16 protein-coding genes and 1 pseudogene are annotated in these 13,978 nt (G+C 69.1%); 2 read left to right on the forward strand and 15 right to left on the reverse strand.

What is annotated here, in order from left to right:
- Positions 1 to 3: 3 nt before the first annotated feature.
- Positions 4 to 1,992, reverse strand: coding sequence for a GAF domain-containing protein (locus tag WMF33_RS43840; RefSeq protein ID WP_437334166.1), 1,989 nt, complete (start codon positions 1,990 to 1,992; stop codon positions 4 to 6).
- A 203-nt stretch (positions 1,993 to 2,195) separates the two neighbouring features.
- Positions 2,196 to 3,443 (reverse strand): transcription termination factor Rho, encoded by a 1,248-nt coding sequence (gene rho / locus WMF33_RS43845; RefSeq protein ID WP_044986941.1) that lies wholly within the window; start codon positions 3,441 to 3,443, stop codon positions 2,196 to 2,198.
- 386 nt (positions 3,444 to 3,829) lie between these two features.
- Here rho and yccX point away from each other — a divergent pair, with 386 nt between their 5' ends.
- Positions 3,830 to 4,108: an acylphosphatase gene (gene yccX, locus WMF33_RS43850; protein WP_012240542.1), complete on the forward strand. Its 279-nt coding sequence runs from the start codon at positions 3,830 to 3,832 to the stop codon at positions 4,106 to 4,108.
- 5 nt (positions 4,109 to 4,113) lie between these two features.
- Positions 4,114 to 6,270 carry a hypothetical protein gene (locus tag WMF33_RS43855; RefSeq protein ID WP_437334167.1) on the forward strand — a complete coding sequence of 719 codons (2,157 nt, stop codon included), beginning with the start codon at positions 4,114 to 4,116 and terminating at the stop codon, positions 6,268 to 6,270.
- A gap of 218 nt (positions 6,271 to 6,488) precedes the next feature.
- On the opposite strand, the gene rplQ is transcribed toward WMF33_RS43855, so the two are convergent.
- The 13 genes and pseudogenes from rplQ to rplR all read right to left on the reverse strand — a co-directional run bounded on the left by rplQ (position 6,489) and on the right by rplR (position 13,977).
- On the reverse strand, positions 6,489 to 7,007 hold the full coding sequence (rplQ, locus tag WMF33_RS43860) for a 50S ribosomal protein L17 (RefSeq protein ID WP_437315946.1): 519 nt from the start codon (positions 7,005 to 7,007) through the stop codon (positions 6,489 to 6,491).
- 20 nt (positions 7,008 to 7,027) lie between these two features.
- On the reverse strand, positions 7,028 to 8,068 hold the full coding sequence (locus tag WMF33_RS43865) for a DNA-directed RNA polymerase subunit alpha (RefSeq protein WP_020740962.1): 1,041 nt from the start codon (positions 8,066 to 8,068) through the stop codon (positions 7,028 to 7,030).
- Positions 8,069 to 8,276: 208 nt separating this feature from the next.
- On the reverse strand, positions 8,277 to 8,906 hold the full coding sequence (rpsD, locus tag WMF33_RS43870) for a 30S ribosomal protein S4 (protein WP_020740963.1): 630 nt from the start codon (positions 8,904 to 8,906) through the stop codon (positions 8,277 to 8,279).
- 11 nt (positions 8,907 to 8,917) lie between these two features.
- A complete protein-coding gene (rpsK, locus tag WMF33_RS43875; RefSeq protein WP_020740964.1) occupies positions 8,918 to 9,328 on the reverse strand; it encodes a 30S ribosomal protein S11 in 411 nt (136 codons plus the stop codon).
- 20 nt (positions 9,329 to 9,348) lie between these two features.
- A complete protein-coding gene (gene rpsM, locus WMF33_RS43880; RefSeq protein ID WP_020740965.1) occupies positions 9,349 to 9,729 on the reverse strand; it encodes a 30S ribosomal protein S13 in 381 nt (126 codons plus the stop codon).
- 43 nt (positions 9,730 to 9,772) lie between these two features.
- Positions 9,773 to 9,889 (reverse strand): 50S ribosomal protein L36, encoded by a 117-nt coding sequence (gene rpmJ, locus WMF33_RS43885; protein ID WP_012240549.1) that lies wholly within the window; start codon positions 9,887 to 9,889, stop codon positions 9,773 to 9,775.
- A gap of 31 nt (positions 9,890 to 9,920) precedes the next feature.
- Positions 9,921 to 10,172, reverse strand: a complete 252-nt coding sequence (infA, locus tag WMF33_RS43890; protein ID WP_020740966.1) for a translation initiation factor IF-1 — start codon at positions 10,170 to 10,172, stop codon at positions 9,921 to 9,923.
- Complete coding sequence (locus tag WMF33_RS43895) at positions 10,169 to 10,810, reverse strand: adenylate kinase (protein WP_437334168.1); 642 nt, start codon at positions 10,808 to 10,810, stop codon at positions 10,169 to 10,171. The genes infA and WMF33_RS43895 overlap by 4 nt, the downstream gene beginning before the upstream one ends.
- Before the next feature lie 10 nt (positions 10,811 to 10,820).
- Entirely contained in the window at positions 10,821 to 12,149 is a 1,329-nt protein-coding gene (gene secY, locus WMF33_RS43900; protein ID WP_061628595.1) for a preprotein translocase subunit SecY, read from the reverse strand.
- Between the two features lie 44 nt (positions 12,150 to 12,193).
- Entirely contained in the window at positions 12,194 to 12,685 is a 492-nt protein-coding gene (rplO, locus tag WMF33_RS43905) for a 50S ribosomal protein L15 (RefSeq protein ID WP_061628596.1), read from the reverse strand.
- Between the two features lie 50 nt (positions 12,686 to 12,735).
- Complete coding sequence (gene rpmD, locus WMF33_RS43910; RefSeq protein WP_437334169.1) at positions 12,736 to 12,939, reverse strand: 50S ribosomal protein L30; 204 nt, start codon at positions 12,937 to 12,939, stop codon at positions 12,736 to 12,738.
- 119 nt (positions 12,940 to 13,058) lie between these two features.
- Positions 13,059 to 13,538: pseudogene (gene rpsE, locus WMF33_RS43915) on the reverse strand (30S ribosomal protein S5); the annotation flags it as partial.
- 79 nt (positions 13,539 to 13,617) lie between these two features.
- The gene (rplR, locus tag WMF33_RS43920) at positions 13,618 to 13,977 is read right to left on the reverse strand and encodes a 50S ribosomal protein L18 (RefSeq protein WP_020740972.1); all 360 of its coding nucleotides are present in this window, start codon (positions 13,975 to 13,977) and stop codon (positions 13,618 to 13,620) included.
- Between the last annotated feature and the right edge of the window lies 1 nt (position 13,978).

Below are 13,978 nucleotides of genomic sequence, written 5' to 3' on the forward strand. Positions count from 1 at the left end.
GCGTCACGCGTCCGAGCCGTTGCTCGACGAGCGCCTGCCGCGCTCGTTCACCGGCGTCGATGAGCCTGTCGGCCTGCGGCGAGGGACGCCCTCGTGCACGACCGGCGAGGGCTCCACCCCCGCCTTGGGCGCCGGGCCGCCGTCGGCCGGCGGCAGCTTGGGCTGCCCCTCCACCGGGGCCGGAGGCCTCGACGCGCTCTCCTGGGGCAGGCGGATCGTGAACTTCGCGCCCTTGTCGGACGACTCGACCGCGATCGTCCCGGCGTGCTCGTCCACGATCTTCTTCACGATCGCGAGCCCGAGCCCGGTGCCGCCGCGCTTGCCCGACGTGACGAACGACTGGAAGAGCCGGCCCTGGACCTCCTTCGGGATCCCCTTGCCGGTGTCGGCGACGCTGATCGCGAGTTCCCCCCCGTCGCGGTAGGCGCGGATGGTCACCGTGCCCCCGCGCGGCCGCATCGCCTCGACCGCGTTGCGGACGAGGTTGTGCAGGAGCCGCGTCATCTTCGCCTCGTCGAACCGCGCCGTCCCGCGGTCCTCGAGCTGCAGGGAGAGCGCCACGCCGGTCCCGGCGAGCTCGTGCTCCAGCTGCTTCTCGATGTCGCCGAAGAACTTGGTCAGGTAGACCTTGCGCACGAGGATGCTCCGCTCGCCGCGCGCGAACTCCAGCACCTCGCGCTGCATCGCGCTGATCACGTCGAACTGCTTCAGGATCAGCCGCGCGTGCTCCTCCCTCGTCGCCGCGTCGGGGGCGCTGGCCATGAGCTGGACGTAGCCGCTGATCACCGTGAGCGGCGTGCGCACGTCGTGCATCACCCCCGAGAGCAGGCGCCCGATCGTCGTGAGCCGCTCGCTCTGCTCCCGCTCGAGGCGCGAGCGGAACAGCCGCAGCGCGGTCGACGCGTTCGCCGACACGAGCCGCAGGAGCGCCCGATCGTCCTTCGAGAAGCCGTGGGGCTTCCTGGAGTTGTAGAGCGCCATGGCGCCGATCGGCACCGCGTCCTCGCCCTCGAGGGGCACGGCGATCGCGGACTCCAGCTCCCCGCCGAGCATCTGGGCGAGCCGGTGCGAGACCGTCATGTCCATGTCGTCGAGCTCGTCGCCCCCGCCCTCGCTCGAGTAGAACACGGCCTCGTTGTGCACCATGGCGCGCCCGACCAGCCCGTCGCCGCGGCGCATCGCGATGCGCTTCACCGCCGGCCTCGGGGGGGCCGCGACCACGACGCCCTCCGGCTCGTCGCCGGGCGCGCGGGGCGGCGGGACGCCGTCATCGAGCGCGTCGAGATCGAAGAAGTAGAGCACCAGCCCGCCCTCGATCTCGTCGACGAGCATGCCGCCCGCGCGCGCCTCGCACGCCCTGCCGGCGGACGTGATGACCGCGCGCGCCAGGTCCTCCATGTTGGTCGCGCGGCCCATCGCGCTCTCGAGCTCGAAGAGCAGCTTGAGGTCGCTCACGCGGTGCTCGAGCTGCTCCTTCGTCTCGACGAGCTGCGTGTTCTTCTGGATCACCGAGAGGAACAGCCGCGAGTTGTCGATCGAGACGGCCGCCTGCGTCGCCAGCGCGCTCAAGAGCTCCTCGTCGTGGACCGAGAACTCCGCTCCCCCATGCTTGTTCAGCACCTGGATGACGCCGATGGTCCGGCCGACGTGGTTCTTCATCGGCGCGGCGAGGATCGAGCGGGTGCGGTACCCGGTCACCTCGTCCCAGTCGCGCTGGAACCGGCGATCGCGGTAGGCGTCCTTCACGCGGACGGTGCGCCCGATCTTGGCGACGTGGCCGGCGATCCCGGCGCCGACGGGCAGCTCGATCGCGCGCGCCTCCTCGCCGATGACGATGCGCGAGTACAGCCGCTGGCGCTGCTCGTCGAGCAGGTACAGGGTCGCCCTGTCCGCGTCGAGCAGCTCGGTGATCTTGTTCAGGATGAGCGCGAGGAGCTGGTCGAGATCCAGGGTGCTGCCGAGCGCGAGCCCGACGTCCCGGAGCGCCTGCACGGTCTTGTCAGCTTGGGCAAGGCGCGCCTCGAGCTCCTGTACCCGAGCCTGAAGCGCTTTCGTGCGTTGTTCCGCCTTCGCGGTCACCAGCAGACGCTAACACGACTTCGGCCGGAGGAGCGCGCGCGCGGTCCCCTGCGCGACCCGTTCGCGCGGAAGAGAGCGCTCCCGACGTCCGCCGGGAGCGCCCCTACGACGCGCCGCTACTGGTTCATGCTCTCGAGGAATTCCTGATTGGTTTCGGTGCGGCTCACCTTGTCCAGGAGGAATTCCATCGAGTCGATGACGTTGAGGGGATGCAGGAGCTGGCGGAGCAGCCACACGCGCTGGAGGATCCACTCCGGGAGGAGCAGCTCTTCCTTGCGGGTCGCGCTCTTGTTGATGTCGAGGCAGGGGAAGATCCGCTTCTCCATCAGCTTGCGATCGAGGTGGATCTCGCTGTTGCCGGTCCCCTTGAACTCCTCGAAGATGACCTCGTCCATGCGCGAGCCCGTGTCGACGAGCGCGGTGGCGACGATGGTCAGCGACCCGCCTTCCTCGACGTTGCGCGCGGCGCCGAAGAACCGCTTCGGCTTGTGCAGCGCGTTCGAGTCGACGCCGCCGGAGAGGATCTTGCCGCTCGGGGGGACGACCGTGTTGTAGGCGCGCGCCAGGCGGGTGATCGAGTCGAGCAGGATCACGACGTCGTGCTTGTGCTCGACGAGGCGCTTCGCCTTCTCGATCACCATCTCGGCCACCTGCACGTGCCGCGTCGGCGGCTCGTCGAAGGTCGAGCTGATCACCTCGCCCTTCACGGTGCGCTGCATGTCGGTCACCTCTTCCGGGCGCTCGTCGATGAGCAGCACGATCAGCGTGGTGTCCGGGTGGTTCGAGGAGATCGCGTTGGCGATCTGCTGGAGCAGGACCGTCTTGCCGGCGCGGGGCGGCGAGACGATGAGGCAGCGCTGCCCTTTGCCGATCGGGCAGAGCATGTCGATGATGCGGGTCGAGAAGCTCTTCGTCCCGTTCTCGATGTTGAACTTCTGCTGCGGGTAGAGCGGCGTCAGGTTGTCGAAGAGGATCTTGTCGCGGGCGACCTCGGGGGGCTCGCCGTTGATCTTGTCGACCTTGAGCAGCGCGAAGTACGCCTCGCGCTCCTTGGGCGGCCGGATCGAGCCGCTCACGCTGTCGCCGGTGCGGAGGTTGAAGCGCCGGATCTGGGACGGCGAGACGTAGATGTCGTCCGGGCCCGGCAGGTAGTTGTAGTCCGGCGCCCGGAGGAAGCCGAAGCCGTCGGGCAGGCATTCGAGCACGCCCTCGCCGTAGACCGGCTGGTCCTGCGCCGCGTGGGCCTGCAGGAGCGCGAAGATGACCTCCTGCTTGCGCAGCCCGGCAGCGCCCTCGATGTTGAGCCCCTTCGCCATCTGGACGAGCTCGGCCATCGGTTTCTGCTTCAGTTCCCTGAGGTGCATGAGTCGGAAAGCTCCAGGATGCGACAGCGCGCGCCCTGTCAAGGGCGTGGAGGCCGTCGGTCGATGGTTTCTGTTGGGGGGGTCTAGCGGGTCGGGCCCGAGGCGGGGCCGAGCATGTCGTCGATGTCGGCGGGTCGCCAGGGGGAAGAGGGCTCGCCACGCAACCGGCGCCCTCACGTTCATGTCGCTCGATCGGCGGGCTGCGCTTGCCGATCGGGCGGCGACTCTATCAAGCGCGTCTGCTCTGTCAATGCGCGCCGGGAGGCACGGCCGCGGGGTCGACCGCGCCGCGCTCGCGCGGAACGGCGGGGGCGAACTGCCGGCGGCGCCCCGGCGCTCCCCGAAGTTGCCTCCCTCGGAACGCGCGGCTAAGTCAAGCTGGTTCCATGGGGCTCAAACAGGTTCAGCTGTTCGTCCGCGGTCGCGTCCAGGGCGTCTTCTTTCGTGCCTCCACGCAGCGCGAGGCCAAGCGGCTCGGCCTCACCGGCTGGGTGAAAAACCGCTCCGACGGCAGCGTCGAGGTGCTCGCCGAGGGGGAGGAGGACGAGCTCAAGGAGCTCATCGCCTGGGCGAACCGCGGCCCGAGCGCGGCACGCGTCGAGCGCGTCGACGTCCGGTGGCGCGGCTTCTCGGGCGACTTCTTCGACTTTCGCATCACGGATTGAGGCGCTTGGCACGCGGCGCGTCGGATCCGAGGAGCGCGGGCGCGCGGCGGTCGCCGCGGGGCGGCCCGCGGTGCGCGTGGCTCGTCCTGCTCAGCCTGGTCGCGGCCGCGCCGCTCGCGCCGCCCCTGGCGCACGCCGCCGTGGATCGCGACGCCGGCGCCGCCGCGCCGGCCTCGTCGGCGCTCCCGGAGCTCCCGCGCCTCGCCCCGATCGCCCGCCCCGAGCCCGACATCACCGCGGTCCGCGAGCTCGATCGCGTGCTCGACCAGATCACGTCGCAGGACGCCCGCGCGCGGGAGAACGCCCGCGCGGCGCTCGACGAGCCGATCTCCGGCATCGTCGACGCGGTGCGGCTCCGCGTGCAGGACATCCGCGGCTCGATCGATCGCGACGCGGCGCCCCGCGTGCTCGCCGAGGCGCGCCGGGAGGGGCGCAAGGCGCTGAAGGGCGACAAGGGCGGCGACGACGCGCCCGACGGCAAGAAGAAGGGCGCGGAGGCGAAGGACGACAAGGGCGCGAAGAAGGGCGCCGACGCCAAGGACGCCAAGAAGGGCGACGCAAAGAAGGGGGCGGGCGACGCCAAGAAGGACGCCAAGGACGACAAGGGCGCGAAGAAGGGCGCCGACGCCAAGGACGCCAAGAAGGACGACAAGGGCGCGAAGAAGGGCGCCGGCGACGAGAAGGACGACGCCGAGGGCGACTGGCTGGACTTCATGCTCGCCACGCCGCGGCCGCGCGACAGCGCGTGGCGCGACGTCGTGAAGCTGCTCGCGATGGTGCGGATGCTCGCCGCCGACGGCACGACGCCGGCGGTCCGCGAGCTCATCGCGCTGCACGCCTACTTCGGCGAGCTGCTCCGCATCGATCTTCAGCGACAGGTCGCCAAGCTGCGCGACAAGGCGGTCCCCGCGCTGATCGAGGCGCGCCAGCACGACGCCAAGATCGTCCAGCGGTGGGCCAACAAGCAGCTCGATCTGCTCGGCCGGGCGATCCCCGGCGAGGCGATCGCGTCGAACGACACGCAGATCCTCGCCGACGTGCTCCGCGCCTACGGCCGCGTCCGGGACGTGGACGCCATGCGCGTGATCCTGAGCTTCTGCAACAGCGATCGCGCGCGGCTGCGCGACGCCGCCCGCGAGGCGATCGCCGCGATCGGCGAGCCCGGCGTCTGGCAGCTCCGCGACGCGTACCTGAACCTCACCGGCGACAAGCCGCCGCGCGAGTGGTCGTGGGACCGGATCGCGCGCGAGCTCTTCGCGACGTACGATCGCGCGCGGCTCGCCGAGGTGTACAAGCTGATGGACGAGGGCGTCGCCGCGGCGAGCGCGAGCAAGCTCGCCGATGCGACCGACGCGTTCGACCGGGTGCTCGCCCGCGCGCCGCTCTTCGAGCGCCGCAAGGAGATGGTGGGGCCCTACGTCGAGCGCGCGAGGTCGATGCCGGCCGATCGGCGCGAGGACGCGCTCGCGATGCTGCGCAAGGCGCTGCGCCTCGACCCGACCGGCGAGCACGCGCCGAAGATCGAGGCGGAGATCGCGTACCTCGAGGGCGCGCTCCTCATCGATCGCGGCACGCCGGACAAGTTCGTGCTCGAGCGGGCGATCGAGCTCGATCCGGGCCACGCCGGGGCGAGGGCGGCGCTCGCGTCCCTCGGGGACAAGGTCGCCGAGCGGAAGAGCCAGAAGAACCGCTACATCGCCGCCGGCGCGGTGGGCTTCGCGGCCCTGCTCGCGATGTTCTTCATCGCCCGCCGCAGGAGCGATCCGGCGCCGTCCGCGAAGCAGCCCAGCGCCGCTCCGCCGCAGCCGCCGGCGTCTCTCGGTGCAGAGCCGCCTCGAGCGCAGCCCAGCGCCGCGCCGCAGCCGCCGGCGCCTCCCGCGCCCGCGCCGTCCTCGAGGCAGGACAGCGCTCCTCCTCGGCAGGCCGTGGCGTCGTCCGATCCGGCGCCCTCTCCGGGACAGGACAGCGCTCCTTCTCGGCAGGCCATGGCGTCGTCCGACCCGGCGCTGTCCCCGAGGCAGGACAGCGAGGCCACGGCGTCGTCCGACCCGGCGCTGTCCGCCTCCGCGTCGGAGGCAAGCCCTGCCCCTCACGTCCAGCCGATCGAGCCGGCGGAGCCGCGAGACGACGGCGCACCTGAAGCCGGAACGCTCGGCCGCTGAGCCACGGTCCGCGCCCGAACCCGCATCCACAGCAGAATTTTACAACGTATGGGGGGGGGTGCGTCACGCCCCACCCGAATCATCCGCGGTGAGCTCGCGACACCACGGCCGCCGCGCGCGCCGGGCGCACAACGCAGAAACGCCGGGCGAGCTCCTGGCTCTCCCGGCGTTCTCTCTGCAGCTGCGCCGGCGCCGCTGGGCGCCGGCTTGCCTCCGGCTCAGCCGGCGGTCGTCGCCGGGGTGGCCGGCTCCGCCGCGGCGACCGGCTCGGCCGCCTGCGCGGGCGCGTCCGCCACCGGCGGCGCGTCGATGAACTCGATGAGGCTCATCGGCGCGCTGTCACCGCGGCGCGGCCCGAGCTTGATGATCCGCGTGTAGCCACCCGGCCGCCCCTCGAACCGCTTCGAGAGATCGATCATCACCTTCGCGATGATGTCGACCTTCTTGCCATCGGTCGCGACCCCCCAGCGAGGGATGTAGCTGCCCACGAGCCGCTCGGCGTGCAGCCGGCGCGCCCTGTCGCCAGGGCTGAGCTCCGCGTGCGCGGTGTACGCGACCTTGCCGAGCCGAGTCGCCTTGGTGATGAGCCGCTCGGCCACGCGCCGCAGCTCCTTCGCCTTGGCGTCGGTGGTCTCGATCCGCTCGTGGGTGATCAGGTTCGCCGTCAGGTTGCGAAGCATCGCCCTGCGGCTGGAGGTGTCCCGACCAAACTGCCTGCCCGCTTTCTTGTGACGCATGACGTTCCCTCAGTACCGACTCACGCCTGCGCCTGCTGCGCCTTCCAGCGCTCGAGGAGCTGCGGCCAGTTGTCGATCTTCATCCCGAGCGAGAGCCCCATGTTCGCGAGGATCTCTTTGATTTCCTTCAGCGACTTGCGACCGAAGTTCTTGGTCTTGAGCATGTCCTGCTCGGTCCGCTGCACCAGCTCGCCGATGAGCGTGATGTTCGCGTTCTGCAAGCAGTTCGCGGAGCGGACGCTGAGCTCGAGCTCCTCGACGGAGCGGAACAGGTTCTCGTTGAGCGGCTCGTCGTCGCTCATCACGGCCTGGTAGCTCGTCTCCTCGCTCTCCTCGAAGTTGACCCAGATGGAGAGCTGCTCCTTCAGGATCTTCGCGGCGAAGGCGACCGCGTCCGCCGGCGAGACCGAGCCGTTGGTCCAGACCTCGAGCGTGAGCTTGTCGTAGTCGGTCACCTGCCCGACGCGGGCGTTCTGCACGGTGTAGTTCACCTTGCGGATCGGCGAGAACAGCGCGTCGATCGGGATCGTCCCGATGGGCATCGTCGGCGTCTTGTTCCGCTCGGCGGGCACGTAGCCGCGGCCCACGTTCACCGTGAGCTCCATCGAGAGCGGCCCCTTCTTGTCGAGCACGGCGATGAGGTGGTCGGGGTTGAGCACCGACAGCCCGTCCACGAGCTGGATGTCGCGCGCGTACACGGGCCCGGGGCCCTCGCGGTCGATCCGCACCGAGTACGTCTTCGGGGTCGCCGCCTTGAAGACGACCTCCTTGACGTTGAGGATGATGTCGCTGACGTCCTCGACCACGTCCGGCACGGTGGTGAACTCGTGCAGCGCGCCCTCGATGCGGATGGCCGTCGCCGCCGCCCCCTGAAGGGAGGAGAGCAGCACCCGGCGCAGCGAGTTGCCGATCGTGATCCCGAAGCCGCGCTCCAGGGGCTCACACGTGAACTTGGCGTAGAACTGGGTCCCGCTCTCCGCGTCGATCGAGATGCCCTTGGGCCGGATCAGATCGCGCCAGTTCCGGGCGATCATCGTGAGGTTCGGGTTGTTCATCGTCATGGCGATCTCCTTCCTTCATGAGGTTTGCGCGGAGGTCTCACGCCGCGGCCGCACTCGACCGGTCGGCGCCGCCTCCTGCCCGCATCCTTGGCTCCATGCGCCTGCGCGCCCGCGCGCAGGACGACGACGCGGAGGGGAGCCGGCAACGAACGAGCGCACCCCGCAAGGTGCGCTCGTGGCGCTGCCCTCCTCCGCGCCGCCCTCGCGCTCAGCGCGAGTAGTACTCGACGACGAGCTGCTCGCGGATCTCGGGCTCGTTCAGATCCTCGCGGATCGGGGCGCCCTTGATCGCGCCGGTGAACGCCGCGCGATCCACGTCGATCCAGCTCGCGACCGGGCGCTTGTCCGCGCCCCCGACCGACGCGAGGACGCTCTTGAACTTGCGCGCCCCCTCGGTGAGCTCGATCCGATCGCCGGCCCGCACCACGTAGCTCGGGATGTCCAGCCGCTTGCCGTTCACGTGCACGTGCCCGTGCCGCACGAGCTGGCGTGCCTCGGCGCGCGACGAGCCGAAGCCCATCCGGTGCACCACGTTGTCCAGGCGCCGCTCCAGGAGCGCGAGCATCTCCTCGCCCGTCCGGCCCTTGCGCCGGTTGGCCTCCTGGAAGTACCCGCTGAACTGCCGCTCGAGCACGCCGTAGATGCGCCGCACCTTTTGCTTCTCGCGCAGGCGCACCGCGTACTCGCTCAGCTTGATGCGCCCCTGGCCGTGCTGGCCGGGCGGATACGGGCGCCGCGTGTACGCGCACTTCTCGGAGTAGCACCGCTCTCCCTTGAGGTAGAGCTTCATCCCCTCGCGGCGGCAGAGCTTGCAGACCGGACCAATGTAGCGAGCCATCGTGAATTACCTCAAACCCTGCGCCGCTTCGGCGGCCGGCAACCGTTGTGGGGGATCGGCGTGACGTCGCGGATCAGCGTCACCTTGAAGCCAGCGGTCTGGAGCGCGCGGAGCGCGCTCTCGCGCCCGGCCCCCGGGCCCTTCACGAACACGGCGACCGAACGCATCCCGTGCTCCTGCGCCCGCCGCGCGGCCTCTTCCGCCGCGAGCTGCGCGGCGAACGGCGTCGACTTTCGCGATCCCTTGAAGCCGCGAGCGCCAGCGGACGACCACGCGATCGCGTTGCCGTTGATGTCCGTGATCGTCACGACCGTGTTGTTGAAGGTCGACTGAATGTGCGCGATGCCCGCGGCGACATTCTTCTTGACCTTCTTCTTCTGCTTGGCCTTGGTGGTGGTGGCAGCCGTCTTCGCTTGCGCCATGGCGTCCTAATCCCCGCTCGTCACTTCGTAGCGGCCGGACGCCGCTGCAACATGCCCTTGCGCGGACCCTTCCGGGTGCGCGCGTTCGTGTGCGTCCTCTGCCCGTTCGCCGGGAGGCCACGCCGGTGGCGGAGCCCGCGGTAGCAGCCGAGGTCCATGAGCCGCTTGATGTTGAGCTGCACCTCGCGCCGCAGGTCGCCCTCGACCTTGTACTCGGCATCGAGCAGGTCGCGGATCGCCTTCACCTCGGCGTCGCTGAGCTCCTCGACGCGCCTGTTCGGCGCGATGTTGGTCTTCTCGCAGATCTGCAACGCGAGAGTCCGCCCGATGCCGTAGAGGTACGGCAGGGCGAAGGCGACATGCTTCCGACGCGGGAGATCGACACCAGCGATACGAGCCATGGTTACTCCAAACCAAAACGAGGGCGGGCTTCCGCCGAAAGAGCTAGTTCCCCTGGCGCTGCTTGTGGCGGGGGTTCTCGCAGATGATCCGAACGACACCACGCCGCCGCACCACCTTGCACTTGTCGCAAATCTTCTTGACGCTCGGGCGCACCTTCACGGGGAGCCTCCAGATTCCTCAAAAAACTACGTTACTTGTGCCGGTACGTGATCCGGCCTCGGCTCGGGTCGTACGGCGAGACCTCGACGGTCACGCGGTCGCCCGGCAGGATCTTGATGTAGTACTGCCGCATCCGGCCGCTGATGGTCGCGAGGACGCCCAGGCCGTTGTCCGCCTTCACGCGAAACATGGCGTTCGGCAGGGCCTCTTGAACCACGCCGTCGAACTCGAGCTTGTCGCCCTTCGGTTCCTTCGGCGGTCTGGCTTGTTTGCTACGCCTCATTCTCCACCCGAGCCCGATCGGCCGACGGCCGACAGCACCCTGTGCGTGACTTCTTCTGGCTTCCCGACCCCGTCGACGCGATGCAGCAGCTGCTTCTGCTCGTAAAACGGGAGAAGGGCAGCCGTCATCGCATCGTAGGCATCGAGCCGCTTGGCAACAGCCTCGGGCCGATCATCGGCCCGATGCTCTAGCTCCGCACCGGGGGGCGGCGGATTATAAACGAGATGATATATCTGTCCACTGCGTTTGTCAGTCCGGCGATGGATTAGCCGTTCCTCGAGCAGGGGGCGCGGAACGTCCAGCTGGAGCACCGCATCAATCCGCTTGCCGCCCTGGCTGGCGAGGAGCTCGTCGAGCGCGGTCGCCTGGGGCACCGTCCTGGGAAATCCGTCCAGGAGGAAACCGTTGCCACAATCGGGCTCGACCGTTCGTCGGGCGATGAGACCGATGACGGCCTCATCCGGCAGGAGCCCGCCCGAGTCCATGATGTCCAGGTAACGCTTCTCCAGCGTGCCCGCACGCTTGGCCTCGCGCAGCATGTCGCCGGTCGAGATCTGCGGGATACCGAAGCGCGAGCACAGCAGCTTCGCTTGCGTACCCTTCCCAGCTCCAGGAGGCCCCACCAGAACCAAGATCATTTGCCCTCCATCACGCTTCCGGCAGCCTGCGGCCGCGGATGCGGGTGGCACCGGGGCCCGTCAGCCCCTCGTAGCTCCGCGTGATCAGGTGCGCCTCCAGCTGGTTCACCGTGTCGAGCGCGACGCCCACGACGATCATGAGCGACGTCCCACCGAAGCCGAAGGGGACACGCAGCAGGTTGCCGACGATCGAGGGGACCACGCACACCGCGGCGACGTAGAGCGCGCCGCCCACGGTGATCCGCTGGATCACCCGGTGGATGTAGTCCGCCGTCTGCTTGCCTGGCCGGATCCCGGGGATGTTTGCCTGCTGCTTCTTCAGGTTCTCGGCGACGTCGACCGGCTGGAACGTGACGTTCGTGTAGAAGAAGCAGAAGAAGATGATGAGCAGCGCGTAGCCGGTGTTGAAGACCCAGTCCCCCCGGTTGATGATCGCCTGGAGCGCGTCGGCCCCGGGCACGTTCATGTTCGCGAGCGTCTGCGGGAACATCAGCAGCGACGACGCGAAGATGGGGGGGATGGTGCCGGCGGTGTTCACCTTGAGCGGCAGGTGCGCCGTCTGCCCGCCGTACACGCGGCGGCCGACCTGGCGCCGCGAGTACACGATCGGGATCTGGCGCCTGCCGTTCTCGAAGAACGCGATGACCCCGATGACGAACACGATGAACGCGGCGATCGCGGCCATCGTCAGCGGCTGGAGATCGCCGGCGTTCTGGGCGAAGTAGTTGCCGATCTGCCCGGGGATGCTCGTGATGATGCTCGCGAAGATCAGGAGCGAGACGCCGTTCGAGACCCCGCGCTCGGTGATCTGCTCGCCGATCCACATCAGGAACGCGGTCCCGGTCGTCAGCGTGATGACCGTCATCAGCTGGAAGCCGATGCCGGGGTGGTTCACGATGCCGGCCCCCGTCTCGCTGCTCGACAGGCCCTCCAGCATCTTCGCGATCGAGAATGCCTGGAACAGCGAGAGCGCGACCGTGCCGTACCGCGTGTACTGATCGAGCCGGCGGCGCCCCTGCTCGCCCTCTTTTCGCAGCTCGTCGATGGGCTTGTACACCATGCCCATGAGCTGCATGATGATCGATGCCGAGATGTACGGCATGATCCCGAGGGCGAAGATCGACAGGTTCTCCAGCGCTCCGCCGGAGAACATGTTGAAGAAGCCGATGAGCCCCCCGGACTGCTTCGCGACGTACTGCCGCATCGCGTTCCGGTCGACGCCCGGGGTCGTCACGAACACGCCGACCCGGTAGACCGCGAGCATCACCAGGGTGAAGATCACGCGTCGCCGGAGCTCGGGGATCTTGTGGAAGTTGGTGATTCCCGCGAGGCTGGCCATAGGCGATCCTGGACTCCGGCTTGGTGGGGGCGCGTGCGCGCTGGCTACGAGGACGAGGAGTCCGTCGAGTTGTCCTGGGAGGCGGGCGACGCGAGCACGACCGCCTTGCCCCCCGCCTTCTCGATCTTCTCGATCGCTCCCTTGGAGAAGCGATGCGCGGTCACCGTGAGCTTCTTCGTGAGCTCGCCGCTGCCGAGGATCTTCAGGACGTCGAACCGGCCCTGCACGAGGCGGCTCGCCTGGAGCGCGGCCACGTCGACCTGGGCGCCGTCGTCGAACGCCTCGAGGGCGCCGACGTTGACGTTGGCGACGATGTCCGCGAGCGGATTCCGGAAGCCACGCTTCGGGAGGCGGCGCTGGATCGGCGTCTGCCCGCCCTGGAAGTGCTTCTTGTTGATGTTGCCGCCCGCCCGCGCCTTCTGCCCTTTTTGTCCGCGGCCAGAGGTCTTGCCGAAGCCCGACCCCACGCCGCGGCCGACGCGGAGCCTCTTGGTTACGGCGCCTTCAGGGGCTTGAAGCTTAGAGAGGATGTCCATGTTTCACACTTCCGTACGCGGCAACTCCGCGGGGATGACGATCTCGCTTCTCAGGACCTCGGGGAGGCTGCCTCGTCGGCGACCTCCTCCACCTCGACCAGGTGAAGGATCTTCTTCACCATGCCACGGAACGAGGGCGTGTTCGCGACGACCACCTCGGACCCCGGCCCGCGCAGGCCGAGCCCCTTGATGACCTTGCGGGTGTGCTCGACCTGGCCGATGTTGCTGACCTTCTGACGTACGCGGAGCTTCACTGCGAGCCTCCTTCACCGCCGCCGCCCTGCGCGCCGCCCGGCCCGGGGGGCGCCACGCTCGCGCGCCGGCGGCCCGCGGTGGTCGTGCCGCCGCGGCGCTGGTAGTCGAGCGAGTCGAGCTGCATCGACCGCTTCCCGGCGACGCTCTCCGGGCTCTTGAGCCCGCGGAGCGCCGCGACGGTCGCGTGCACGACGTTGTGCGGGTTGCTCGTGCCGAGCGACTTCGACAGCACGTCGTGGATCCCCGCCGACTCGACGACGGCGCGCACCGCGCCGCCGGCGATGACGCCCGTCCCAGGGCTGGCCGGCTTCAGCAGGACCTTGCCCGCCCCGACGTGACCGAACGAGTCGTGCGGGATGGTCACACCGTCGAGCGGGATGCGGAACAGGTTCTTGCGAGCCTGGTCGTTCCCCTTGCGGATGGCCTCCGGCACCTCGTTGGCCTTGCCCAGGCCGACGCCCACGTGCCCCGCTTCGTCGCCCACCACGACCAGCGCCGAGAAGCTGAAACGCCGGCCGCCCTTGACGACCTTGGCGACGCGGTTGATGTGGATGACTCGCTCTTTCAGCTTCTCTTCGTCGACATGATCGAACGCCATAACCGTCCTCTATCACGTTCTCCGCCGCGGCAGTTGACCGCGCCCGCCGCCCTCACCATCAGGGCAGCGGCTGTGGGAGTCAGAAATCGAGACCTGCCTCGCGGGCCGCCTGGGCGAGGGCGCTGACGCGCCCGTGGTACAGATAGCCGTTGCGGTCGAAGACCACCTTGTCGATCTGCTTCTCCTTGCAGATCTTCGCGATCAGCGCCCCGACCTTCTTCGCCGCCTCGACCTTGTTGTCCTCGTCGAGCGCGCCCTTCAGATCCTTCGACAGCGTCGAAGCGTGGGCGAGGGTCTTGCCGCTCACGTCGTCGATGACCTGCGCGTAGATGTGCTTCGAGCTGCGGAAGACGCTGAGGCGCGGGCGCTCCGGCGTCCCCTCGACCTTCTTGCGGATGCGGAGCTTCCGGCGCTCCCGACCGACGATTTTCATGCCCATG

Source organism: Sorangium sp. So ce394, assembly GCF_051474665.1.
In the GTDB taxonomy this organism is placed as follows: Bacteria; Myxococcota_A; Polyangia; order Polyangiales; family Polyangiaceae; genus Sorangium; species Sorangium cellulosum_D.

Excerpts from the sequence above, each read along its gene's own strand:
- secY (WP_061628595.1), bottom strand. The coding sequence starts at position 12,149 with ATGGCCAGCCTCGCGGGAATCACCAACTTCCACAAGATCCCCGAGCTC.
- WMF33_RS43865 (WP_020740962.1), bottom strand. The coding sequence starts at position 8,068 with ATGACGATGAACAACCCGAACCTCACGATGATCGCCCGGAACTGGCGC.
- yccX (WP_012240542.1), top strand. The coding sequence starts at position 3,830 with ATGGGGCTCAAACAGGTTCAGCTGTTCGTCCGCGGTCGCGTCCAGGGC.
- rpsK (WP_020740964.1), bottom strand. The coding sequence starts at position 9,328 with ATGGCGCAAGCGAAGACGGCTGCCACCACCACCAAGGCCAAGCAGAAG.
- rplR (WP_020740972.1), bottom strand. The coding sequence starts at position 13,977 with ATGGGCATGAAAATCGTCGGTCGGGAGCGCCGGAAGCTCCGCATCCGC.
- WMF33_RS43895 (WP_437334168.1), bottom strand. The coding sequence starts at position 10,810 with ATGATCTTGGTTCTGGTGGGGCCTCCTGGAGCTGGGAAGGGTACGCAA.
- infA (WP_020740966.1), bottom strand. The coding sequence starts at position 10,172 with ATGAGGCGTAGCAAACAAGCCAGACCGCCGAAGGAACCGAAGGGCGAC.
- rho (WP_044986941.1), bottom strand. The coding sequence starts at position 3,443 with ATGCACCTCAGGGAACTGAAGCAGAAACCGATGGCCGAGCTCGTCCAG.
- rplO (WP_061628596.1), bottom strand. The coding sequence starts at position 12,685 with ATGGACATCCTCTCTAAGCTTCAAGCCCCTGAAGGCGCCGTAACCAAG.
- rplQ (WP_437315946.1), bottom strand. The coding sequence starts at position 7,007 with ATGCGTCACAAGAAAGCGGGCAGGCAGTTTGGTCGGGACACCTCCAGC.
- rpsM (WP_020740965.1), bottom strand. The coding sequence starts at position 9,729 with ATGGCTCGTATCGCTGGTGTCGATCTCCCGCGTCGGAAGCATGTCGCC.
- rpsD (WP_020740963.1), bottom strand. The coding sequence starts at position 8,906 with ATGGCTCGCTACATTGGTCCGGTCTGCAAGCTCTGCCGCCGCGAGGGG.